General features: G+C 44.0%; 24 protein-coding genes and 2 pseudogenes. 20 read left to right on the top strand and 6 right to left on the bottom strand.

The genetic code is table 11. The features are described 5' to 3' along the window. The first annotated feature begins 125 nt into the window (after nt 1-125). From yycF to FO446_RS28690, 5 genes are read left to right on the top strand one after another with little or no spacing between them, the layout of a single operon-like run. A complete protein-coding gene (yycF, locus tag FO446_RS28710) occupies nt 126-836 on the top strand; it encodes a response regulator YycF (RefSeq protein ID WP_173611651.1) in 711 nt (236 codons plus the stop codon). Next, nucleotides 833-2,656, top strand: coding sequence for a cell wall metabolism sensor histidine kinase WalK (gene walK / locus FO446_RS28705; protein ID WP_221868191.1), 1,824 nt, complete (start codon nt 833-835; stop codon nt 2,654-2,656). The genes yycF and walK overlap by 4 nt, the downstream gene beginning before the upstream one ends. Continuing rightward, entirely contained in the window at nt 2,653-4,035 is a 1,383-nt protein-coding gene (locus FO446_RS28700; RefSeq protein ID WP_173611653.1) for a YycH family regulatory protein, read from the top strand. Before walK ends, FO446_RS28700 begins: the two co-directional genes overlap by 4 nt. Next, nucleotides 4,022-4,795, top strand: a complete 774-nt coding sequence (locus tag FO446_RS28695; RefSeq protein ID WP_237899721.1) for a two-component system regulatory protein YycI — start codon at nt 4,022-4,024, stop codon at nt 4,793-4,795. The genes FO446_RS28700 and FO446_RS28695 overlap by 14 nt, the downstream gene beginning before the upstream one ends. Before the next feature lie 43 nt (nt 4,796-4,838). Then, the gene (locus tag FO446_RS28690) at nt 4,839-5,627 is read left to right on the top strand and encodes an MBL fold metallo-hydrolase (protein ID WP_173611655.1); all 789 of its coding nucleotides are present in this window, start codon (nt 4,839-4,841) and stop codon (nt 5,625-5,627) included. 2 nt (nt 5,628-5,629) lie between these two features. Here the strand turns inward: FO446_RS28690 and FO446_RS28685 are convergent, their stop codons facing one another. After that, nucleotides 5,630-5,866, bottom strand: a complete 237-nt coding sequence (locus FO446_RS28685; protein ID WP_173611656.1) for a hypothetical protein — start codon at nt 5,864-5,866, stop codon at nt 5,630-5,632. 281 nt (nt 5,867-6,147) lie between these two features. Here FO446_RS28685 and FO446_RS28680 point away from each other — a divergent pair, with 281 nt between their 5' ends. From FO446_RS28680 to rlmH, 3 genes are all read left to right on the top strand, one after another. Continuing rightward, the gene (locus FO446_RS28680; protein ID WP_221868193.1) at nt 6,148-7,386 is read left to right on the top strand and encodes a S1C family serine protease; all 1,239 of its coding nucleotides are present in this window, start codon (nt 6,148-6,150) and stop codon (nt 7,384-7,386) included. A 543-nt stretch (nt 7,387-7,929) separates the two neighbouring features. Beyond that, nucleotides 7,930-8,196: a CxxH/CxxC protein gene (locus FO446_RS28675; protein ID WP_232773731.1), complete on the top strand. Its 267-nt coding sequence runs from the start codon at nt 7,930-7,932 to the stop codon at nt 8,194-8,196. A gap of 4 nt (nt 8,197-8,200) precedes the next feature. Next, on the top strand, nt 8,201-8,680 hold the full coding sequence (rlmH, locus tag FO446_RS28670) for a 23S rRNA (pseudouridine(1915)-N(3))-methyltransferase RlmH (RefSeq protein WP_015894066.1): 480 nt from the start codon (nt 8,201-8,203) through the stop codon (nt 8,678-8,680). A 186-nt stretch (nt 8,681-8,866) separates the two neighbouring features. Here the strand turns inward: rlmH and FO446_RS28665 are convergent, their stop codons facing one another. After that, nucleotides 8,867-10,081: an IS256 family transposase gene (locus tag FO446_RS28665; protein ID WP_221869331.1), complete on the bottom strand. Its 1,215-nt coding sequence runs from the start codon at nt 10,079-10,081 to the stop codon at nt 8,867-8,869. Nucleotides 10,082-10,304: 223 nt separating this feature from the next. Between FO446_RS28665 and FO446_RS28660 the strand changes: the two genes are divergently transcribed. After that, on the top strand, nt 10,305-11,330 hold the full coding sequence (locus FO446_RS28660; RefSeq protein ID WP_237899720.1) for a hypothetical protein: 1,026 nt from the start codon (nt 10,305-10,307) through the stop codon (nt 11,328-11,330). A gap of 520 nt (nt 11,331-11,850) precedes the next feature. Here the strand turns inward: FO446_RS28660 and FO446_RS28655 are convergent. The 3 genes and pseudogenes from FO446_RS28655 to FO446_RS28645 all read right to left on the bottom strand — a co-directional run. Beyond that, nucleotides 11,851-12,441 carry a TetR/AcrR family transcriptional regulator gene (locus tag FO446_RS28655; RefSeq protein WP_047070252.1) on the bottom strand — a complete coding sequence of 197 codons (591 nt, stop codon included), beginning with the start codon at nt 12,439-12,441 and terminating at the stop codon, nt 11,851-11,853. 21 nt (nt 12,442-12,462) lie between these two features. Next, nucleotides 12,463-13,038: an HD domain-containing protein gene (locus tag FO446_RS28650; RefSeq protein WP_173611669.1), complete on the bottom strand. Its 576-nt coding sequence runs from the start codon at nt 13,036-13,038 to the stop codon at nt 12,463-12,465. Nucleotides 13,039-13,332: 294 nt separating this feature from the next. Next, nucleotides 13,333-13,734: pseudogene (locus FO446_RS28645) on the bottom strand (IS4 family transposase); the annotation flags it as partial. Nucleotides 13,735-14,039: 305 nt separating this feature from the next. On the opposite strand from FO446_RS28645, the gene FO446_RS28640 reads away from it, so the two are divergent. The 9 genes and pseudogenes from FO446_RS28640 to FO446_RS28600 all read left to right on the top strand — a co-directional run. Beyond that, entirely contained in the window at nt 14,040-14,564 is a 525-nt protein-coding gene (locus FO446_RS28640; protein ID WP_232773723.1) for an SRPBCC family protein, read from the top strand. Between the two features lie 239 nt (nt 14,565-14,803). Continuing rightward, the gene (locus tag FO446_RS28635) at nt 14,804-15,631 is read left to right on the top strand and encodes a helix-turn-helix transcriptional regulator (protein ID WP_232773722.1); all 828 of its coding nucleotides are present in this window, start codon (nt 14,804-14,806) and stop codon (nt 15,629-15,631) included. An 87-nt stretch (nt 15,632-15,718) separates the two neighbouring features. Beyond that, on the top strand, nt 15,719-16,702 hold the full coding sequence (locus FO446_RS28630) for an ABC transporter substrate-binding protein (RefSeq protein ID WP_173611672.1): 984 nt from the start codon (nt 15,719-15,721) through the stop codon (nt 16,700-16,702). A 29-nt stretch (nt 16,703-16,731) separates the two neighbouring features. Further along, nucleotides 16,732-17,070, top strand: a complete 339-nt coding sequence (locus tag FO446_RS28625) for a cupin domain-containing protein (RefSeq protein ID WP_237899719.1) — start codon at nt 16,732-16,734, stop codon at nt 17,068-17,070. Between the two features lie 320 nt (nt 17,071-17,390). After that, nucleotides 17,391-17,888, top strand: a complete 498-nt coding sequence (locus tag FO446_RS28620) for a DUF6138 family protein (RefSeq protein ID WP_237899718.1) — start codon at nt 17,391-17,393, stop codon at nt 17,886-17,888. Between the two features lie 124 nt (nt 17,889-18,012). Beyond that, nucleotides 18,013-18,531: a DUF4303 domain-containing protein gene (locus tag FO446_RS28615; RefSeq protein ID WP_237899717.1), complete on the top strand. Its 519-nt coding sequence runs from the start codon at nt 18,013-18,015 to the stop codon at nt 18,529-18,531. A 28-nt stretch (nt 18,532-18,559) separates the two neighbouring features. Further along, the gene (locus FO446_RS28610; protein WP_237899716.1) at nt 18,560-18,973 is read left to right on the top strand and encodes a hypothetical protein; all 414 of its coding nucleotides are present in this window, start codon (nt 18,560-18,562) and stop codon (nt 18,971-18,973) included. Between the two features lie 52 nt (nt 18,974-19,025). After that, entirely contained in the window at nt 19,026-19,448 is a 423-nt protein-coding gene (locus FO446_RS28605) for a tetratricopeptide repeat protein (protein ID WP_237899714.1), read from the top strand. A 36-nt stretch (nt 19,449-19,484) separates the two neighbouring features. Next, nucleotides 19,485-19,664: pseudogene (locus tag FO446_RS28600) on the top strand (uracil-DNA glycosylase); the annotation flags it as partial. A gap of 157 nt (nt 19,665-19,821) precedes the next feature. Here FO446_RS28600 and FO446_RS28595 read toward each other — a convergent pair. Next, nucleotides 19,822-20,868, bottom strand: coding sequence for a zinc-binding alcohol dehydrogenase family protein (locus tag FO446_RS28595; protein ID WP_237899712.1), 1,047 nt, complete (start codon nt 20,866-20,868; stop codon nt 19,822-19,824). Between the two features lie 125 nt (nt 20,869-20,993). Here FO446_RS28595 and FO446_RS28590 point away from each other — a divergent pair, with 125 nt between their 5' ends. Together FO446_RS28590 and FO446_RS28585 are read left to right on the top strand one after the other, a co-directional pair. After that, entirely contained in the window at nt 20,994-21,389 is a 396-nt protein-coding gene (locus tag FO446_RS28590; protein ID WP_173611675.1) for a winged helix-turn-helix transcriptional regulator, read from the top strand. A gap of 78 nt (nt 21,390-21,467) precedes the next feature. Then, nucleotides 21,468-22,601: a response regulator gene (locus FO446_RS28585; RefSeq protein WP_237899710.1), complete on the top strand. Its 1,134-nt coding sequence runs from the start codon at nt 21,468-21,470 to the stop codon at nt 22,599-22,601. Nucleotides 22,602-22,609 lie beyond the last annotated feature (8 nt).

Genomic DNA, 22,609 nt, shown 5'->3' with positions numbered 1-22,609 from the left:
TTTACATGGCGTACATGGTGTATTGTAGAGGAATAGTGGCGGTCGAAGTGGAATCCTTGAAGAAGTAGTTTAAGAGGAAACAGAAGACTGTTGAACACGTACTTACAGAAAAAGGAGGGCGCAGGATGGCAAAACTCCTCGTAGTTGATGATGAAAAACCGATTGCAGATATTTTGAAATTCACGTTTGAAAAAGAAGGATATCAGGTCGTATGCGCCTACGATGGTGATGAGGCACTTGTCGTGGTCAAGGATGAACGACCGGATTTGATTTTACTGGATGTTATGCTCCCAGGCAGAGACGGAATGGACGTATGCCGAACCGTTCGCCAAACGTATGATGTGCCGATCATCATGCTGACTGCCAAAGACTCTGAATTGGATAAGGTACTCGGGCTGGAATTGGGCGCAGACGATTACGTGACGAAGCCATTTAGTACGCGTGAGCTGGTAGCTCGTGTAAAGGCCCATTTGCGCCGTAACCGCTCGAAAGTGGAAGAGAAGGATAGCCAGCATGTACTGCGCGTACATGAGCTGGAAATTGATTTGAACTCGTATACCGTCGAAAAGGTGGGAGAAGCATTAGAGCTGACGCACCGTGAGTTTGAGCTGCTGGTGTACCTCGCTCGCCATCAGGGACAAGTACTGACGCGAGAGCATCTCTTGCAATCGGTCTGGGGATTTGACTATTTTGGAGATGTGCGGACGGTAGATGTGACCATTCGTCGTTTGCGGGAAAAAATCGAGGATGATCCAAGCCAGCCGAGGTACATTATTACGCGGCGTGGTTTGGGCTATACATTACGCAATCCCGGCATGGGAGGCCAGCCTGGATGAGGCGGCTGTTCAAAACCGTTCAGTGGAAAATGGTCATCATTTACATGCTGTTGATTTTGCTTGCGATGCAATTTATTAGCGCCTACTTTGCCCGGGAAGTCGAGAGCTACTACATCAACAACTTTTCCGAGGCTTTGAATGGACAAGCTAGTTTGTTAGCGAGTTTGCTGGAAAGCGATTTGCGTCCGCATGACGGGAAGGAATCCAACGCCGAACAAAACCGCCAGGACATCGACAACCTGATCAATAACCTAGTTAAAATCAATGGAGCCAATGTGCAGGTCATCGATCAGACAAGAACGGTGGTTGCGACGACAGAGGACAAAAGTACAATTGGACAGCGGACCTCGCAGCCTGAAGTGACGGTTGCCTTACTCGGGACGCGTAGTGAATCAATGCGGATCGACCCGAAGACGGGGGCGCGGGTGAAAGTATTGGCGTTACCTGTTAAGGGCGATCAGATTGTATACGGTGCGGTCTACATGATTGCTTCGATGGAAGGTACTTATGCGACGATTGGGAAAATGAACGGCATCCTGGGGACGGGTACGATGATCGCTATGGCCATTACGGCGGTACTCGGGGTCGTATTGGCCCGCACCATCACCAAGCCAGTGAAGGAGATGACCCGTCAGGCACGATTGGTGGCAGATGGGGATTTTAATAGTAGTGTAAGAGTCTATAGCGATGATGAAATTGGCCAACTCGGTATGGCCTTTAATCATATGACCTTGCGTTTGCAGGAAGCGATCTTGCAGCAAGAGGAAGAGCGTGAGAAGCTCGCGGGAATTTTGAGCAACATGACGGACGGTGTTATTGCCGCTAACCGGAATGGACAGATCATCCTGTTTAATCGGGCCGCAGAAGATATGTTGCAGGTGACGATGGCTGACGTCCTTCTCAAGAGACGCACCTTGTATGATTTGTTGGGCCTGCCGCCAGAAGATGAGATGTCGCTTTATGCGCAGGAAGAACCGCTTATTATTGAGATGACGTTGCCGAATAAGGAAGAGGTAATTCTGCGTGTGACGTTTACGCCTTTGCAGCACGATAGCAAAAAAATGGGCGGGATCATAGCTGTCGTAGCCGATGTGACGGAGCAGCAGCGACTGGAGCAGCAGCGCCGCGAATTCGTAGCGAATGTGTCGCATGAGCTGCGGACACCACTGACGACTATTAAAAGCTACGTGGAAGCGCTGCTGGATGGCGCAGTGGAGGATCCAGAGCTGTCCCAACGTTTCTTGAAGGTTACGTCGTCCGAGACAGAGCGCATGATTCGCTTGGTAAACGATTTATTGCAGCTATCGCGTTTTGATTCGCAAGGGGTTCGTCTGCATTGCAAGGAAGCGGACCTCAATCGATTGCTTCACTATGCTGCTGATCGTTTTTCCATGTTCAGTGAGCAACAGGAGGTCCAGCTCAGTCTGGATATGCCGAGCAAGCTTCCGCCGGTTTACATTGATCTGGATGCGATCAATCAAGTATTGGATAATCTTTTGTCCAATGCGATCAAGTATACGCCTCAAGGGGGCACTGTGGTTCTCATGGCAAGAGAGAACCACAAGCAAAAGCGGGTCCAAATCTCCATCACCGACACAGGAATCGGTATTCCCAGCCGCGATTTGAAGCGAATCTTTGAGCGTTTCTACCGCGTAGACAAGGCGCGTTCGCGCGGCCAGGGTGGAACAGGTCTGGGATTGGCGATTGCCCGCGAATTAGTACAGGCACACGGTGCAGATATCGAGATTACGAGCGAATGGAACGCTGGAACGACAGTCACGTTCTGGGTGCCATTTGCCCAAGGAGGAAAAACGGGATGAAGCGGATGCTAGAGCCTGCCAAGACCGTCTTACTCAATCTGCTAGTGCTAGCCAGCTTTGTTTTGACAGCGATGTTGTGGTCGAATCAACCTAACCTTCAATTTATTGAACCGGCAGAATACACGCAGTCAAAGCCAGTTCAGGAAAAACAACTCGAACAGCTCGTTACGCCGGAATCCGTTGTTTTTCACTATGGGGAAGATCGCCATACGAAAGCATCCGCAACCGATGCTCCTTACAGTTTGATCGTGCGAGAAATGTCGAAATGGATCTTCCTCGATTTTTCTCCGCTCACCATCTCCAACGAGAAATGGGAAGATATTGCCCGGGAAAAGATGGGGTTGGAAGTGCGCTTTCGGAGCACGGTTCCCTTGTCAATTGTAGGTCGGCTGGTAACCTTTCGGGATGAGTTTGACAACCGATTGAAAGGGATTGACCGATTGTGGGTGTACTACGAGAAGGACGAGGATGTCGTCTACGCGTTGTTTCTGTCGACTGAGGAAGGTCGAATGATGCGTTCTCGAACGTCTATCAGCCCAAAGGATTTGCGAGAATCGTATTTGGCTTCTGGTGATTTAATGCCTGAGCAAATCATGAAAATCGTCAAACCAGAGCGAAGCTTCGTAGATTTGGAAGGACCTGCGCTGATGTGGAGCACTTACTATTTGCCCAAGAATCAGTTGCGCATGCAGCAATTCCGCTACAGCTACGTACCTGTTACGAATGAAAGACTAATCGAGTCCTACTTTATCGATCAATCGCTCGTCAGACAAATCATGGAGCGGGACAAAACGGTTATTTTTACAGATGGCAGCAGATCGATTCAATTGAGATCAGAGCAGCAGGCGTTCACGTTTACCGACCCGGCGTACCAACAGCGGGATCAGGTGCTGTCAGATGAAGAAAAAGTGCAGAGTGCCGTTACCTTCATGAATAAGCACTTGGGCTGGCTCGATGAGTACCATTTTGAACGAATCAAGAAGAGCTACAATGAAAAAGACTTGATCACATTCCGCCAGTACTTGGGGGCGTATCCTTTGATCAGTGATGGGGAAGCCAAGCAAATCGATACGATCCAAATTACCTCAGAAGCAGGCCAGGTTGTGACGATGAGTCGTTCGCTGCTGGATTTGGACAAGTATATCGACAATAAAGAGTGGACGATCATGTCTGGTCCTGAGCTGTATCAATATATCCGCGACAAAAAGCTGGCGGACACAGAAAAAATCACGAACGCTTATTTGGCTTACCATACCAAAGTAGGCGAAGGATACGTGGACCTGATGCCAATCTGGGTAGTGGAATTGGCGAATCAGGCGAACCTGTATATTTCTGCGCACACCAAACAGGGAGGAGGGAAGGCGCATGGATTGGAGTAGGACCAAGACGATTCTGATCTGGGCCTTTCTTCTCCTCGATTTGTTTCTCCTGTATCAGGTGTATGTGACGCGCATTAGCCTGTGGAATGACAAGGAAGTCGCGCAGAGCGAGAAATGGAATACAGAGCTGTACTTGAATCAGCAAAATATCACATTGGATACAGAAGTGCCGCAGGATACACCGGAAATGTCCAATTTGGATGCGGAGTATATCGGAATTAATCCGATTTCCTTGCATGAGATATCGGGGCTTCAGGCGACGGTAGAAAAGATGGCGCTGGCTGCCAAGCTGGACCCACCGATGCAGATTCGAGGTCAACTGAATCCTCAGGAGTTCTTGCGTCAAATTGGTCCAAGGCTGATTTATTCCGATCAATACGTAGCCGATCCGTATCAATCGAATCAAGCGCGGCTTTTGTATTGGCAGGTCTATGATAAAATGCCAGTATTCGTCGCGCCGTTGGAAATGTATTTGGACAACGGAGCGATACTTGGCTACAGGCAGACCTTTTTCCACCTTCGCAAGCAGCAGGGGGAACGACAGGTGATCTCTGGTTATGCGGCACTACGCTCTCTGGTGGACAAGCAAATCATTTCACCAGGGGAACGGATTGAGAATGTGAGCTTGGGTTATTACGGTTCTTACGATGCGGATATTCAGACGCTGGTGCCTGTATGGCGTGTGGTTCACGATGGCAAATGGCATTTTGTCAATGCGATTACAGGAGCTCTGGAGCGTCCGATGGTTACGCAGCTCTAAAAAGATAGACAGCCTGGGAAAGATACGGGAAGAGGGATGTTCGGTGAGATTTAGTGTGTTGGCAAGCGGGAGTACGGGCAACGCCATTTATGTGGCAACAGACCGTATTTCCGTATTAATCGATGTAGGCATTACAGGAAAGCAGGCAGAAGCGGCACTGGAGACCATTGGTGTCAATCCAGGGGATCTCAGCGCCATTCTCGTCACCCATGAGCACGTCGACCATATTAAAGGGGTCGGCGTCATGGCGCGGCGATATGGATTGCCGATTTACGCCAATGAAAAGACGTGGTCGGAGCTGGATGGGCAAATCGGGACGATCAAGGAAGATCAGCGACGCTTCTTTTCTGTGGGGGAAAAGAAAGAGTTGGAGGATTTGGGCATCGAGTCATTCGGAATCTCGCACGATGCCGCCGAGCCGATGGGCTTCTGTTTTTATCATGGCAAGAAAAAGCTCAGTGTCGCGACTGACTTGGGGTATGTGAGTGATCGCATTAAAGAGACGATTCGTGGAGCAGATGCGTATGTGTTCGAGTCCAATCATGATGTCGAGCTGTTGCGCATGTCTCAGTACCCTTGGAGCATCAAGAGACGTATCTTGAGTGATGTCGGGCACTTGTCCAATGAAGCGGCGGGCGATGCTTTGCTCGATTGTCTAACAGGCGGGGCAGAACGCGTGTACCTCGCCCATTTGAGTAAGGAAAACAACATGATTGATTTGGCCAGACTGACGGTCAAAAACATCTTGGAGGAGCGGGGCATGTCTGTTGGTGACGATGTGCATCTGCGCGATACGTACCCGGATCGACCTACCAAGCTGGAAGAGTTATAAAGCTATAAGATCGGTTTGATCCCTGCCTGACGACTGGCGAGACGCTCTGTGAGCTTCGCATACGTATCGATATGGAAAGTTAATTGTGTATCGAGCTCATTCACTTTGGCAGTCAGCTCGTCGTGAGTTAGCAGTCCTTTGGCTACGAGCAACTCGATCAAGGCATGCAGGACAAGCGTATTGTGGTAGTCTACTTCCTGAAGGTCAGCCAGCTTGGCGATGAGGTGGACTTCTTTCAAGTCTATCAATCCTTTCTATTTGGTCTGGCAGGAAAAGCTTTTAATCTATCATATCCGTGCTCTCGGAGAAATATTCCGGGAGCTTTTTTCTATTCCACAACCTTTCCATAATTCTCACGCCATTTTGCCGAAAGCGGGTCGTATACTAAGGGTGTCAAAAGGAAACAGACATCAACCAAATCAATCATGCAAACCAACTATGGCGCATGTCATTGTGTATACGAGCATGAAAAACCTGCAAAGCTAGTAATGGTAGAAGATAGAAAGGAGAGGTATGAATCATGGGTTTTTATGATGATTTCACTCACGTGGAGCGAAAAAAACAACGCGGTTCTAACATTGGGCGTATGGTTGTGACGTCGGTGACGTCCGCGGTAATTGGGGGGATGGTCGTCCTGCTCACGCTGCCGACTCTCTCCAATGCGGGATATATTAATATGGTTAAGCCTGGAACAGAAAATGCGATAAGCAGCAATGCCTCCGCTTCTGCTTCTAACCTGTTTGCCAAGCCAGTATCTGTTAGTGTGGGATCGGGTACAGTAGATGCGGTGAAACAAGTAGAAAATGCAATCGTTGGTGTAATCAACATCGGTCAGCGCAGAAACAGTTGGATGCAGAATTCGATGGATGTAGAGCAGGGCCAAGGCTCTGGTGTCATCTTTCAGAAAAAAGGCGGAAAGGCCTACATCGTTACGAACTATCACGTAATCGATAAGGCGCAAAAACTGGAGGTCGCCCTGCCAACTGGTGAAAAAGTATCGGCAAAAGTGGTCGGCGCCGATGGTTACGCCGATCTGGCTGTACTGGAAATCGACGCCTCCAAGGTTACGGACGTTGCCGAGTTTGGTGATTCCTCTACCTTACAGGTGGGCGAGCCGGCCATTGCTATTGGGAACCCATTGGGCATGCAGTTCTCCCGGACGGTTACACAAGGTATCATCAGTTCCAAGGAACGCTCCATGCCCATGGACTTTAACGAAGATGGTCAGGACGACTGGGAGCTGGATGTCATTCAAACAGACGCAGCGATCAACCCTGGTAACAGCGGTGGAGCCCTCGTAAATATCGAGGGTCAGGTCATCGGAATTAACACCTTGAAAATTTCCAAAGCAGGTGTCGAAGGGTTAGGTTTTGCCCTCCCGATCAATGATGTCAAAGTAATCGTGGACCAACTGATGGAAAAAGGCACGCTGCAACGTTCTTACCTCGGTGTGCAGCCACTCGACTTGGCCAATGTGCCGCGTTACGAATGGAAAGAAACCTTGAATCTGCCTGACAATGTGAATACTGGCGTCGTCGTGCAAACAGAGGTAGGCAAATTCTCTCCTGCGGGTCAAGCAGGCTTGAGACAATTCGACGTCATCGTCAAGCTGGATGACAAGAACATTTCCACAAGCGCTCAGCTTCGCAAGTATTTGACGATGAACAAAAAGCCGGGCGATACGATGGACGTTACGTACTATCGTGACGGTATCCAGAAGACTGCCAAAGTGAAGCTGACCGCTCCGCCACAGCAGTAAAAAACACTGACCATTTTGTGGGCAGGTATGTGAAGGAATCAAACGTTGACGGGCAATTCCGGGATGCATTTTGTCCCGTTTGCATATATGCAGTATCCTAAGTTCCCCCCTCTATCTATTTTTAAATAGATCCCTTCTTAAGAGCGCCGAGCTGATACGGCGCTCTCTTTTTTTGTTAGACGGGCTTTCGGTGGAGGAGAGAAAAAAGAAGAAAACGCTCAAGTTCTTGGGCTACCTGCCGTGAGGCGGTTCTGCCCAGCTCCATGTAAAAAAAGAAACCCGCGTCCAAAGTCGGGCAGCTACGTAGTGTCTCAGAGGTGGACGCTAAAGGCAGGTTTCTTTTTTTCCATTGCGCTTCGGTTGGTATCCCAAAGACTTTCGCCGTTTTCTTCTTTTTTCTCTCTACAGCTTTACATGTCCGTCGGAAGTAAAAAAATAAAAGCTATAAAATAAAAAGGCGTATGATTGCAAACTCAAGCGATGACTTTTTGCCTGATTCATTTGTTTTGTGGCTGTTCTGGGGTAGAATAGGAAGCGATATTAATGAACGGAAAAGAGGCATTTGATATGGACATGAAGATGAAAAGCTTGCAAATAGAAGGAAAAGAAGTTGAGCTGTTGGCGGAATATCCGGTGCGGTTTGCTTGTATGGAGCATTTGGAGCAGGAGTTGGATGATTACGTAAATGATTTTGAGGCGGCGCCGGATACGTATGCGGCACAGGCGATTGAGGGCGATGGAGTAGACAAGCGTTGCCGGGAATGTGGAGAGCCTGGGCAGATTGCGCTTTTGAAAGAGAAGGGAATGTAGGACCATGCAAATTTCGATTATTACGGTAGGGAAGCTGAAGGAGAAATATTTGCGTGAGGGCATTGATGAATACAGCAAGCGTCTGTCTGCTTACTGCAAGCTGCAAGTGATCGAGGTCAATGATGAAAAGGCGCCAGAAGAGATGAGCGCGGCGGAGATGGAGCAGGTGAAGCGCAAGGAAGGCGAGCGCATCCTGGCGCAGATCAAGCAGGATCAGTATGTGATTGCGCTGGCGATTGATGGGCAAATGTGGTCGTCGGAGAAGCTGTCTGCGGAGATGGACAAGCTGGCTTTGCATGGGCGCAGTCAGGTGGCGTTTGTGATTGGCGGGTCGTTGGGGTTGGCGGATCAGGTGTTGAAGCGGGCGGATGCTTTGTTGTCGTTTTCGAAGATGACGTTTCCGCATCAGTTGGTGAGGTTGGTGCTGCTTGAGCAGGTTTATCGGGCGTTTCGGATTAGTCGGGGGGAGCCTTATCATAAGTAGTACAAAGTGGGTCTGTCAAGATTTTTGTGTAAACTCAATCAACCGATATATGAAAAGGTTTCATCCCCCTAATTAGGACATCTTTTTCGAAGCCAACAGGGTCAAGGGCGTAAGGCAAAGCGAACCCTTGACACGTGGGTGTAGAAAAAGACAATCCCTTCGGGGATGAAGCCTTTCTTTTACTTGTTAACGGATGTGTGGCCGTACGCGATCCTCAAAGAAAACAGATAGCTGCATGAGAATCTGTCCCCAATTGTGGACCCTTCCCGTCCATTTTCGTAAGACATCCATGGTTACGAGATATAACATCTTTAGAAGGGCATCGTCTGTCGGAAATATAGCTTTTCCCTTCGTTACTTTTCGAAGTTGACGATGGTAACTTTCAATAACATTAGTTGTATAGATCAGCTTTCGAATCTCTGGAGGATATTTAAAGAAGGTCGCAATCTCCTCCCAGTTGGAACGCCAGGAGCGTACCATTAAGGGATATTTACTCCCCCAAGTTTGCTCAAACTGATCGAATTCTTCCAGTGCAGCTTGCTCCGTTGGAGCCTTGTAAATAGGCTTTAGTTCAGCTGTCACTCTCTTTAAATCCTTATAGGAAACATATTTAATAGAGTTACGTATTTGATGGATGACACACTTCTGAATCTCTGTCTTTGGATAACATGCTGAAATAGCCTCCGTAAAGCCTCGGAGGTTATCGACGCTAGTAATGAGAATATCCTGGACTCCACGGTTTTTCAGTTCATTGAGTACATGTAGCCAGAATTTAGCCGATTCATTCTCGCCAACCCAGATACCAAGGACATCTTTATGACCGTCAAGGTCAATGCCAATGACCATATAGGCAGCCTTGTTGACGATAGCCCCGTCCTGTTTTACTTTAAAGTGAATAGCGTCTAAGAAAACAACGGCATATACCGATTGCAAGGGGCGATTTTGCCACTCTTTAATCAGTGGAACGATTTTGTTCGTGACATTAGAAATGAGTGTTGGTGAGACTTCGATGCCATAGAGCTGCTGTAGATGATCTTGAATATCACGTGTGGATACGCCTTTTGCATACAGCGCGAGGATTTGATCTTCGATCCCTGTTACATTGGACTGGTGCTTCCTTACGATGGCAGGCTCAAATTCTCCCTCACGATCACGAGGAATTTGAATATCGACTTCGCCATACTCGGAGCGAACCGTTTTTTTGCTATAACCGTTGCGGCTATTGGTTGTTCGCTTGTTTTTCATGTCATGCTTGGCATATCCAAGTGAGGACTCCATCTCAGCTTCGAGCATTTCTTGGATCGTTTCAGCAAACAAATCCTTCAAGGCTGACTGAACATCGTCCACAGACTTCATGTTTTTCTCCTTGATCCACTGCTTGATCTGCTCTTTTGACATCATAAAAATCTCCCAACCTTTCTAAGACTAATTGTAGTTTAGAGGTTGAGAGTTTACACAGAATATTTTACAGACTCTACAAAGTCGTATTTAGTGGAAGCATCAAAAAACAATTCAATCTCCTTGACATTCCTATCAAGAAGTAATTCTTTTGTTTTCTGGCTCTAAATTATAGGTGGCAATTTATTTAAAACGATTATGATTAAATGAAAACTGAGGTGAAAGCATGAGTTTTTCAGACAGAAATAGTAGGTTAGTTTTAGTAATTACACTACTAGGTACACTAACTTTTTTAATAACAAAAGTATTCTCATTCGTAAAAAATATATATTCATCAGTCTATGTAGGAGATTTGTTTCCAATTGGTGTAGACCATGTATTTTCACATGCATTAATTTCAAATTTATTAATGGTATTTATCATTGCAATGTTATATTGCTATTTTGAAGCTCAGACATACTGCAATTATTCAGAGGGGAAATTAAACAAATATATTCAAAAAGCTAATCTCTTCTATCATAAGTTATTAACTTCAATAAAGGTATGTTTTATTATTACATTCATATTCTTCTTTTTAATGATACAGTTTCCGATAATTAATCGAGTAACGGTTGTTTTTTTTGGAATAGTGATATTCTTTATGATAATTGTTATTTCTTTATCATATATTAAATGGGGAAAGTACCCTTTTTTGGATAAACTGTTTTCAAAGGTAAAAAGGATGATGAAAGCAAGAACTGAATTAGAAATTATCTATTATTGGTTCTTGTCTTTATTTTCCTTATCTATAATTATTGCTCTACTTGGTTTACAAAGTAATCTTAATGCCAATATAGCTGTTGAATTTTCAAGTAAAACAGGTGAAATGGAAATAGCGTACACTGACACAACAACTGATATGATGCCAAAGGAGGTTACATATAAGATTAACGGTAAAGAAAAAAAGATAAAAAAGAGCGATTTTATGACTGCTGGCTCAAGCATTATGTTCTCTGAGAATCGAAAAATACTATTCAATGATAATAATATTGCTAAGCAACTGTATAATGGAGCAAATGTGTTATATAGGGCTAATGTAGATATAAAGAAACTATTAAATGAAGGTAGAAATGATATAGAGATAAGCTTTGTAATAAACGATTTAGTAAGCGAAAATGATGGGAAGAAGAGGTATACTATTTGGAATAGCATTGTAAAAAAAGGGGATAGTTTAGAAATTACTAAAGAAAAATTTTCACTGAAAGTTAATTGAAAATGTAAAAAGTAAACCAGAAAGAGCCTACTTCAAATGAGAGGTAGGCTCTGTATTTTAGATTATAAAATATATTCTGTGCTCATTTTGGATTTTGTGCTTAGAGTATGTTCGGTGAACCGTATCATAAGTGATGGTACACAAGATTAGGAAAGAAATTGTACTTGATAGTAGCTATGTCAGCAGATTAAGACGATAGTGTTAGTTGTCCGGCGAACAAAGAATATAAATAAAGCTTTTGTTCGCCGCTGTTTTTGTTGAACTAGCGCTTTCCGTTACTCCAAAGGATTAGCTTTAAGTATTAGTTGTCACTAGCGAAGTTTGAGTTAAAAATCCCTCGGCTCCAGGATCGATAATATAGTTTTTTACAATGACGTAAAGGACCAATAACATACTGATTCCGACCAATAGTCGGTAACGTGATTTGGTGTTATTCAATGGATCGTAACCTTCTGTTTCAATTTTTGACAAGATGCTGTTCTTCCCGGGGTCAGCGCTCTTGTCAACTAAATGCAGAGGCTTAGGCTTCCAATGTCTTCAAAAAAGCAGATACATGATCTTTAATGTAATGAATATGCCGATTATCAGCTTCCAGTTTGCTCAACATAATCCCGCCTTCAAGCGCGGCCATAAGAAAAGAGGCTGCGCCATCTTGATCGATGCTCGATTTGAATTCCCCATTCGTTATGCCCTCATGCAAGATGTTCTTTATAAATGATATAAAGTCTCGCATGCGATTCTGGGTTTTCTCGCGCAGCAATGGATGCCCATCATCGTACTCAATGGCCGCGTTCATCACGGGGCAGCCTCCCACAAATGGAGGAGAGTCAACCACATTACTGTACAGTTCAAACATACTGATCAGTTTTTCCATAGCAGATTGCCGAGAACTGACAGCTGCTACAAATTGCTCGAATACAGTGTCGGCGGCATATTCAAAGGCTTCCATCGCAATTTCATCCTTATTGACGAAATGTTTATAGATGCCCCCTTTCTGAATTCCCGTAGCATTTATGATTTCGTTGAGAGAGACACCAGCATATCCTTGAAGGTTAAAAAGCTCGGCTGATTTGCAAATGATGTGTCTTCGGGTTTGCTCACCTTTTTTCATATCCTTCACCTCCAGTTTGCATCACTCACTGAAATGGGAGTGATGTTTCGCTGCTTCGATAATCGGAATCAATTTCGTATCGTTTTTTTTCTGAAGTTGGTAAGTAAAATGCTCGATCATTTTTTGATTAATCCCGAGTCGTGGATAGTCTTCGATGATCTGCTGGAGAAGATCCTTTGGAAAAAGATCGACCCGAAAACCTGCATCAACCATAACCCCTAAATGTACCAGAGCAATCTCAGGTTGGTTTTTTTCTGCTTCGACCGTGGCGTGCAGTTCGACCGCTTTTTGTACGATTTCCGCTTTTTCGATTGGATAACCATGTTGAACCAAGAAATGGCAAGCCGCCTCTCCGCCCTCGATTTCAAAAGTACGCTCTCTGTCTGCAAATGGTTCGGTCAAGCCCAAGTCATGCATGATGGCACCGAGATATAGCAATTCCATGTCAATGTTCAGATCATTCTTCTGAGCGATCATATATCCAAAAGCATATGTTCTCATCAAATGATTGAATAGTGTTTGGGTTGAAAGTTCTCGCACATAATGAGTGGCATCAACCGACAGCTTGCTTTCTGGAATAATAAACAGTGAAGTCATGTATTACTCTCCTTTGTGTTAGAAAAATGTGTGCTTCTATGCTAACGCAAAAAGATACCGATCGGTCTCTTTTTGCGTTAGCACATCTCTATTTCGTTTTCAATAGTTGAGTTGCGTCGTCTATTATCGCTGGCTTCCACAAATGCTTGCTTACGGAATCTAAGATCGAAAGCCCGGTCAATGTGGTAGAAGCTGCCGCTAGCATCAAAATTGCCGCCATACGCGTTAATTCTCGCTTATGTAATCATAATTTTCTTGTTGCAGCCAGCTATCATGCAACCATTTCTCAGTAACTCAAACTTCGCAGCTTGAAATAGGCAGATAAGCCTTGAGATAACTTGACAAACCGGCAATCCATTGTTGAAGTTGACTTTGGATCAGTTTTGTAAGCTTCTTGATAGCCTTGATTACTTCATTGATCAATTCAGAAGTTATTGCAAGGCTACCACCCAATCTAAGGAGCTAACTTCATCGTAAAGCAAATAAAACAACCCTCCGAGTGTACGGTGGTAGATGCTTTGTCGATGCAGTTATGCGAGCAGAATGTATCTGGAAAATACGATTGTCGTATGACTGACGAGCAGATTGTATGAAAGTCCTTGAAAGTCTTTGAAACTCCTTTTGCAAGGGTAACAAGGATTTAGCGCACGTAAAGAAGACTTCTATGTCCCAACGCATGGAGTAGATACGGATGACGTGGTTCAATGCAGAAGCATTATATTTATATTGCAGTCATCAAAAATCTATCTGGTCTTACTGTTACATGCTATGCGGTGAGCCTTATCATAAGTAACGGCAAGTATTTACAAGCATTAACAAAGTAGTTGCCTTGAAATAAAGTTCGTAATGATTAGATTTATATATTTAACTGGGTGGGTATGTTTAAAGGTATTAACTTTGTTTAATAATATTGGCGGTGTTAGTAATCGCGGTTGGGCACGGCATCTCGTCCAAGCACTTATATAAATTAAAAGTGAATACTGATTGATGGAGGAATCGATATGACGCCCAACTCGGAAAGCAAAGAGTTAGTAATAACGCGTGAGATTCATGCGCCACGCGAACTTGTATTTCAAGTATGGACTGAAGCAGAGCACCTGAAGCACTGGTGGGGGCCGAAAGGGTTTGAAATAAGTGTAAAGCATCTCGATTTTCGTGAGGGCGGATTTTTCCACTACAGTATGCAAGCTCCTGATGGCAGTCAAATGTGGGGTAAATTTGTGTACCAGGAGATCAAGGCTCCCGAGAAGATTGTCTGGATCAACTGCTTTTCAGATGAGGCAGGAAACATTGTCAGGTCTCCATTCAGTGATTGGATCCCGCTCGAAATTCGCAATGAGGTAACAATGAGCGATAATAATGGTACAACCCAAATAACCCTTTGCAGCCGACCGATCAATGCTACTAAAGAAGAGCGCAACTTCTTTGAGGGGATGTTCGATTCCATGAAGCAGGGCTTCGGAGGAACTTTTGATCAGCTTGAACAATATTTGTCGGAGGGAAAAACTAGCCAAAGCGTCCAATAGGATGTCTTTTTTGGTCCAAAGTTCCGTGAGCAGAAAAGTTATCTTTACACTTGCCGTTACCCGCTGTTTGAACATTAGCGGGTGCGGCATTTTTATTGTCTTCACAGGTTAATAATGATAATCGTTATCAATAATGGTAAAATAAACAAGAGCTGCTTCAGATCAAGAAGCTGCACAGGATGTACAACGATCGATCTTACGTATTACTGGCAAACGACTATTGAAACGAGGTATGCAACGTGAAAATCGACGTTAATCAGTTAGCGGAGCATTTGGCACACATTCCTTTTCAAGTAGAAGGAGTATATCGATATGCGAAAAATCCAGGTGTACCTTACGCTGAATATACAGATTCTTTTCCTGGATTTGTGTTTCCACTTACAGGGAAGGTACAATTTCAATTTAATGGAACGCCTTATATCTTTTCGCCAGGAAAAGTTGTGCATGGCGGTGCAAGAATGAAACTAGCTCAAAAAATGTTCGGTAACACAAACTGGGAATATATCCTTGTTTTATACCGGATATATAACTCAGAACTAGAAGAGACAAGCTTTTCCCATCAGCATTTTGAATTATCAACGGGTCAATCTCCTCGTCTGATTGAATTAATTATGCGCCTTTGGCATGTGTATAATCAGCCTGGTGGCATTTCGATGTTTCAGACCGAAATGCTGTTTCGTGATGTACTGAATGAAACCTTATTATGTGTTGTGAATAGGCAGAATAGCTGTGAATCACAAACTTTGTTCGAACGGGTATCTCATTATATTCATGAATACTATGATCAAAGCCTTACAATAGCATCGCTTGCAGAACAATATAACGTGAATCGAAATCGACTGTCTTATGTATTTAGAAGACATGCAGGTATGGGACCAGCGGAATACATATTAAAACATCGTATAAACATGGCGCAAGAAATGCTATTTACAAGTGAAGCGTCTGTACAACAAATTGCGCAAACGGTTGGAATTGCTGACCCGTTTTATTTTAGTAGAGTGTTCAAGAAACAACTTGGTATCTCTCCTACTGAATATCGAGAGAAGTTCATCAATAATCCATGCTAATTTCAACAGGCATCCATTCTCATCTAAAAATTCCTTTTCTATACTAATGGCAAACGAAAGATAACATGATGTTGGAGGAATTTTCGTATGCAAAAGATGAAAGGCCTGCTAATCTCCATGTTATTAGTAGCAGGCATACTGGCAGGTTGTAATGAAACACCTGCTGAAAATAAAGGATCAACGACAGAAGGCGCATCTACAACAGCAGGTAAGGTAGATACAACTGAATGGCCAAGAACATTTAAGGATGCCTTAGGTAAAGAAATTGTTATTGAGAAAAAACCAGAAAATATTGCTTCATTATGGTATTTTTATCCTGAAATACTAGTTGCATTAGGTGAGTCGCCTGCTGCTTCTACTGAAAAAGAGTATCTATCTTCTTTAACCTATTTAAAAGGAAAGCTGGATTCTGCTGATGAATTAGGAGAAAAATTATCACCTAATATTGAAAAAATCCTATCGATAGAGCCTGACATTATTTTAGCAACTGAGAATCATGAAAAAATGTATGATTCACTAGGAAAGATTGCGCCAGTCATTACGTTAAAATCCAAGGACATCTATGACGATTGGCAATATGGACTCCGAACAGTAGCCGAGATTATTGGAAAAGAAGATGAAGCGGAAAAAGTCATTGATAAAATGATGAAAGAAATCATAACTGGGCGCGAAGCATTAAAATCGATTGAAGGAGAGTCAGTAGCCCTTATATTGTCGTGGGATGGAAAAACGTTTAATGTCCTGGGTGAAGGAAATCCGGTCTATATACTTGCGTTTGATAAAGAGAAGGGACTGGGACTTACACCAGACCATATATTTAAAGGTACGACTAATAAATTTACTACGTTTGAAGGAATATCAACGGTTGAAGCAGACCATATTTTCCTTATCGGTGACATTACCAAAAAGGAAAAATTAATGAATGACTTAAAACAAAGCAATGTGTGGAATAATCTCAATGCCGTTAAGAAAGGAAATGTTCATTTAATGGATACGTCTGCTATTACTGGTGGCCCATTAGCTATCGAATACGCTTTACAAAATATAACAAGTGCCTTGCGTAAGCTCTAAAAAGTCGAGAAAAATGAGGAGGGATTCACATGCATTACCAAGCTATTAATCTGAATGAGAAGCTATCTACATTCAACGATCTCTGGTCTCCGAAAGTCGTTGCTGAAATAAATGACTATCAATTTAAGCTCATTAAGATTGCTGGGGATTTTATGTGGCACGGGCATCAAGGGACGGATAAGGTATTTATTGTGCTCGAAGGAGAGATGTTCATTGCTTTTCGTGATGGCCAAGTGAAAATTTCCAAGGGTGAGATGTTTATTGTCCCGGGGGGAGCCGATCATAAGCCTTTCACCGAAAAGGAATGCCATATCATGTTGGTGGAGCCTAGAGGCGTAATAAACACTGGCGGTACTGAGTCCGAATGAACAGCAGCCAATGCGAAAACTCTATTCATAGACACACAGCTAAAACTACTTTTGCTGGAATGAGAAGCTCTGTGGCAGCTCCTTCTTACTTTTCGCCGATAGATCCGTTAAGGTGAGCCTTATCATAAGTGACGGCGAAAAATCGTAAAAGTGTTGCATATGTCAGATAAACTAAAGGGAGAACGGCCTATATGGCGTTCTCCCTTTTGCTATTGAGCTTTAGCCCATCTCAGGGACAGGTATACAATTCCAACAAGCTTTTCCAATTTCATAGTATGATTATATGAAAAAAGATCGAACACGCAAAAAGGCGGGAGACAATGAACGAATTACAAAAAGAAGCGCTGGAAGAGATGAAAACGGCGATTCATAAATGGTTTGACGAACAGGAAACTCGAAAGAATGCAGAAGAAGTGGTCTTACGCACCACGCTGCAAGTAGGCATCTTTAACTTTATCATGCTGGATTATCGGCCGGGCAGGACTAGGGTTGAAAGTTCCAAATCTGCGGGGAGTGCCGCAGGCAAAAAGTCGATGAAAGCCTCACCCTTTACGCGGGAGCAGATATTGCATGAGGTTCAGCCCCTACTGGCGGAATCAGGCTATGTCGATTTGCATGATTTGGATGAGGATAGGCAGCCGCTCAAACTTTATATAGATGCCTCCGAAGAAAAAAGGAACCTGCTTCGGGATGAGTTGTACAAGTTTTCCCGTGATCCGCTGGCTTACGAATTAGCCGAGCTTGTTCCGGCCGATGAAATGAGAGAGCTTGCGGAAAAGGCAAAAATGATCGCAGATGAGCTGGCACCGTTAAGCTGACCATACCACAAGTAATGGGGAAATTTTTATCCTTAACCGCGAGGGTTGCCTCGAAGCCGGAGGGGGGAAGTCTCCTCTAATCCTGTCGTTACAGGCTCGACTAAAGTAGGACAAAGGAGAGAACATGGATTTTCAAGTGCTGCAATTAAAAATCGAGGCGGCTGCTAAGGCTGCATTCGAGCATGTAAGAAACAAATATGCAGGACAAAGCTTTTGTGGTTACGCCTTGTATTCCGACTCGGATGCAATCACCGTATGTCCGGCGGTAAACTCAACCGATCACTTGAACAAAATGATTGCCGGAGACCCTGATGATGCTATTTATTATCGCTGGAGTCCAGCAGAATGGGATCATGAGTTTGAAGGTGCTGAGTGCTTTAAAGATATATCCAACCACTTGTATAACGAAGTGATGAGTATGCAGTCGGCGGAAAGACACAGGGAATATAAAGAGAAGGTTTATGAGTGTTGCGTGGCTGCGCTTGAATCACTGAAAAAGGAAGGTTTTTTCTCCGATATGAGTGAATCTGGAGTATTGGTCTTTACTGTATCGGATGACACAAATGCACTGGAATGTGATTGGATTGCCCGCTTGAACCGAAATGAACTTGCTGAAGAATTTCGGAATTGGATTGGCGGTTGAGCATATCCAGTAGATTGGGGAGAAAATTATGTCGGTAATACATGCCTACCTTGCGAAGTCTTCCGATCCTTACTCTCATGAGCGTCTTGCTTCTGAGTTAAGCGCCTACTTTGATTTTGAAACAAAGAACGGATTGGAAATAGGAGTATCAGCAAATCCGTTTACGCGCGAGAAGTACTTGATTCTCCGTTGGCCGGGATGGAATTTTACAGCTCATTTTGAAACTGGCCGTAGTGTAGCTGAAGATGTAAATTACATTGCGAGCGTCACCAAGGATTGTCCGCCTGAAATCAAAGATTGTGCCGAACGCATTCGCTTCGTATTCTCCCCTGATGAAGGACGGGATTTCACGAATCATATTATTTGGGCGATAGACTACTTGTCGGCGATACCAGGCGCAATTATTTTTGATGAAAGTCAAAAAACAATAGTGCGTTGCTGAGAGGCGAATACCTACAGCGGCTTCAAATCGCACAGGATAGGAGAGAATTACGGTGAAACTTTCAGATTCCACCCATGCCGAAATTACCGTGCTGTGTAAACAAGGCGATGATTTGGTGAGAGCAGGCAATCTTGAGGAGGGCAAGAATAAGTACGTCGCGGCCCTGCGATTATTGCCGGAAAATCATCGAGAATGGAAGGCCGCAACGTGGATATATGTGGCTATTGGGGATGTCCATTTTCAAATGAAGAATTACGATAAAGCATTCAAGTGTTTCTTTAATGCTGTACAGTGTCCGGAGGGGTTGGGCAATCCCTACATTCATCTGCGGCTAGGGCAGTTGTATTACGAGCAGGAAAACCTTGAAAAAGCAGCAGATGAACTGACCCGGGCTTATATGGGTGCCGGGATTGCGATCTTTATGGAAGATGATCCAAAGTACCTTGAGTTTCTGGAGACAAAAATAGAGATTTGAAGTTCCTGGATTAGAAAGGAGCTGCACCATAAGAGAATGGATCATCCCTATGTAATCTTACCTGAAGAACAAGCGCCCAATGGTATAGAGCATTGTGAGATTTGCGAACTATCCAAGCAGCGGAATCGTGTCATCTGGGGTGAAGGAAATCCGAAGGCTCCACTTATGATGATTCTGGATAATCCCGGAGCACGGGAGGATCGGGAAGGAAATTCAACACGGCAGGATATAGTTGACGAATTGCTGTATCACTAGTAAAGGAAAATTTTTATCTTTGTATTCAAAAAGGCCCCATAGTAGCAAGGGGCCTTAGCGTTGTTTATTCACATTACTGCTTTTTGGAACCAAACGTGCCTACTTCGTCTTCGTCCTATCAGAAGTTTTCTAAAACAATTTTTCCAATGGCCCGTCCAGATTCCAGCTTCTCATGCGCGAGACGCAGGTTTGCAGCATTGATCGGCTCCAGTCGTTCAGTCAGCGTAGTTTTTATTTTTCCATCATCGATGAAGTCTGCCAGTTCATTTAACAATTCGTGTTGTTTGATCATGTCATTGGTTTGAAGCAAGGACCGTGTAAACATGAACTCCCATACAAACGTTACACTTTTAGAAAACAGCAAGTCCATTTTCAAGCTCCCTGCCCAGGTAGCCTTATTTGTAGGAACGATAGCGCAAATTTTACCTTGGGGGACAATGACTTCCGCCATATTTTCAAGATGTTGAACAGTATCATTCAAGCAAAAGATATAATCTACGGCGTCAATACCAACTTCTTTGAGTTGAGGGAGAAACGGGTTGTTGTGGTTTATGATAAAATCTGCGCCGAGACCTTTAGCCCATTGAATTGACTCTGGACGTGAAGCAGTACCGATGACGGTCAAACCTGCTAATTTTGCAAGTTGAATAGCAATCGATCCTACTCCTCCAGCTGCACCGATAATCAGTATGCTTTTGTTTTCCCCTGCATTATTTAGGCTAATTCCTAAGCGATCAAAAAGGCCCTCCCATGCAGTTATCGAAGTAAGTGGTAATGCGGCGGCGGCAGCGAAATCCAAGCTTCGCGGCATATTTCCCACAATTCGTTCATCAACTAAGTGGAATTCACTGTTGCTGCCTGGTCGAGACACACTGCCCGCATAATAGATTTTGTCCCCAGGTTTAAACAATTGGCAGTCAGGACCGACTTGTTCTACGATTCCAGCGGCATCCCAACCAAGAATTTTCGGTGAATCGGCTTCGTAGTTATGACTTTCGCGGACGCCTACGTCTGCTGGGTTGACGGAGATTGCTTTTACCCGTACAAGCAAATCGCGGCCTGTAGGTTCCGGTTTATCCAAGTGCAGATCAACAAGGCTTTCCGGATTGGATATAGGGAGGTACTGGTAAGCACCGACAGCTTTCATCTTTTGGTGAGTATTCATGTGTATTCATCCTCTCAAATAGGAAATGTTGTATAGTAGCATTGTAAATCGATTCAATTACTTTAAGTAAGTACGCATATTTTTATGGTATAGTATTAAAAATCAAACCATTGGGGGATAAGCTGATGGGAGACCGAAGAAAGAAATATGGAGCAAGTCCAGATATGCAAGCATGTCCGGTTGAAACAACGCTGGATGTTATTGGTGGGAAGTGGAAGGGGATCATTCTCTATCAGCTCCTGAACGGAACGAAAAGATTCAATGAATTCAGGCGCCTCAATCCGGGAATCACGCAGTTTATGCTCACATTGCAGTTAAGAGAGCTTGAACGGGATGGCATTATCCATCGCGAAATATATAAAGAGGTTCCTCCAAGAGTGGAATACTCCCTTACTGATTTCGGAAGGACTCTGGAACCAGTCATTATGTCAATGAAAGTATGGGGCGAGTCCTATAAAGTCCGGCTTAATGAAAATCCAGCGATACAAGAGGAAGAGAGTGAAAGGCAAGTTGAGCAGTAACCGAAGAGCGGGAATGTTTGAGTAAAAGTTCAGGGAGGGAATAGTTTAGAAAATAGGTAGAATATTAAAGTGGGGAACATGATGAAAGCGATCTTAATCGACGATGAAGAGTTGGCACTAAATTATTTAGAGCATCAGTTATTAAATATCGGCGATTTTGAAATTGTTGGCAAGTTTACAGATCCGATGATTGGTAAACGTGAGATTGAAAAAAATGAGATTGATATTGTCTTTTTGGATATTCAAATACCAAAGCTAAACGGTATCGAGTTGGCCGAACAGCTTTTGGAAGTGAAACCTCAATTACAAATTGTCTTCGTCTCCGCATATGAGCGATATGCGATTAAAGCATTTGAGCTGAACGCCCTTGACTATGTCTTAAAGCCAGTAGGCAAGCAACGTCTGCAAAATACAATGAAACGAATTCAATCGATGATGGAGGAACAGGCGACCTTCTCCCTTCAGAAATCGGAGAATTTACAAATGACTCTGTTTCAACAAGTAACGATTGTAGATGGAGGCCAGGAAATCCCACTTCGTTGGCGAACTGCCAAGGTGCAGCAGTTGTTTTTATATTTGGTTCAACACAGGGGAACAGCGGTTAATAAAACGGCGATCATTGAGTTGCTTTGGCCAGAGCTTGAACCGGAAAAAGCCTATCATCAATTGTATACGGCTATCTATCATATTCGCAAAACGTTGGCGCCAATTAGTAAATACTTTCAAATCAGCAATACATCAGAAGGGTATAAGGTAAGACTAGAACAAACCATCTTGGATGTGGATCAGTTTGAGCGTTTTTTTCGTTCTGACTTATCCTTATCTGCGGAGACGATTGGCGAATATGAACAAGCCATAGCTCTGTGTAAAGGAGATTATTTGCAAGAGCATCATTACATATGGGCAGAAAGCGAGCGTCAAAGATTACAACTGCAATGGGTGCAAACCGCCGTGAAAATGGTGGATTGGTATTACGTCAATAATGAATGGGACAAAGCCATCACGCTATGTTTGGACATTTGTCAGCGTTATCCGCTCGAGGAAGAAGCTTATTTTTTCCTTATGAAAATATTTGCTGACATGGGAAGGCACTCTTCCGTTCACAAGCAATATGATCAACTAACGAGTGTGTTATGGAACGAATTGCAAGAACAGCCTAATCCGGCTATTACAGAATGGTATGAACTTTGGAAGCAGAAAAATAAGGAATAAACCAAGTG

Origin of the sequence: Brevibacillus brevis (assembly GCF_022026395.1) — a bacterium.
Taxonomy (GTDB): Bacteria; Bacillota; Bacilli; order Brevibacillales; family Brevibacillaceae; genus Brevibacillus.
This window is presented reverse-complemented; position numbering and strand designations above follow the sequence as displayed.

Bases quoted from the DNA above. Each gene is read 5' to 3' on its own strand.
- yycF (WP_173611651.1), top strand. From the start codon at position 126: ATGGCAAAACTCCTCGTAGTTGATGATGAAAAACCGATTGCAGATATT.
- walK (WP_221868191.1), top strand. From the start codon at position 833: ATGAGGCGGCTGTTCAAAACCGTTCAGTGGAAAATGGTCATCATTTAC.
- FO446_RS28700 (WP_173611653.1), top strand. From the start codon at position 2,653: ATGAAGCGGATGCTAGAGCCTGCCAAGACCGTCTTACTCAATCTGCTA.
- FO446_RS28695 (WP_237899721.1), top strand. From the start codon at position 4,022: ATGGATTGGAGTAGGACCAAGACGATTCTGATCTGGGCCTTTCTTCTC.
- FO446_RS28680 (WP_221868193.1), top strand. From the start codon at position 6,148: ATGGGTTTTTATGATGATTTCACTCACGTGGAGCGAAAAAAACAACGC.
- FO446_RS28675 (WP_232773731.1), top strand. From the start codon at position 7,930: ATGAACGGAAAAGAGGCATTTGATATGGACATGAAGATGAAAAGCTTG.
- rlmH (WP_015894066.1), top strand. From the start codon at position 8,201: ATGCAAATTTCGATTATTACGGTAGGGAAGCTGAAGGAGAAATATTTG.
- FO446_RS28665 (WP_221869331.1), bottom strand. From the start codon at position 10,081: ATGATGTCAAAAGAGCAGATCAAGCAGTGGATCAAGGAGAAAAACATG.
- FO446_RS28660 (WP_237899720.1), top strand. From the start codon at position 10,305: ATGAGTTTTTCAGACAGAAATAGTAGGTTAGTTTTAGTAATTACACTA.
- FO446_RS28655 (WP_047070252.1), bottom strand. From the start codon at position 12,441: ATGAAAAAAGGTGAGCAAACCCGAAGACACATCATTTGCAAATCAGCC.
- FO446_RS28650 (WP_173611669.1), bottom strand. From the start codon at position 13,038: ATGACTTCACTGTTTATTATTCCAGAAAGCAAGCTGTCGGTTGATGCC.
- FO446_RS28640 (WP_232773723.1), top strand. From the start codon at position 14,040: ATGACGCCCAACTCGGAAAGCAAAGAGTTAGTAATAACGCGTGAGATT.
- FO446_RS28630 (WP_173611672.1), top strand. From the start codon at position 15,719: ATGCAAAAGATGAAAGGCCTGCTAATCTCCATGTTATTAGTAGCAGGC.
- FO446_RS28625 (WP_237899719.1), top strand. From the start codon at position 16,732: ATGCATTACCAAGCTATTAATCTGAATGAGAAGCTATCTACATTCAAC.
- FO446_RS28620 (WP_237899718.1), top strand. From the start codon at position 17,391: ATGAACGAATTACAAAAAGAAGCGCTGGAAGAGATGAAAACGGCGATT.
- FO446_RS28615 (WP_237899717.1), top strand. From the start codon at position 18,013: ATGGATTTTCAAGTGCTGCAATTAAAAATCGAGGCGGCTGCTAAGGCT.
- FO446_RS28610 (WP_237899716.1), top strand. From the start codon at position 18,560: ATGTCGGTAATACATGCCTACCTTGCGAAGTCTTCCGATCCTTACTCT.
- FO446_RS28595 (WP_237899712.1), bottom strand. From the start codon at position 20,868: ATGAATACTCACCAAAAGATGAAAGCTGTCGGTGCTTACCAGTACCTC.
- FO446_RS28590 (WP_173611675.1), top strand. From the start codon at position 20,994: ATGGGAGACCGAAGAAAGAAATATGGAGCAAGTCCAGATATGCAAGCA.
- FO446_RS28585 (WP_237899710.1), top strand. From the start codon at position 21,468: ATGATGAAAGCGATCTTAATCGACGATGAAGAGTTGGCACTAAATTAT.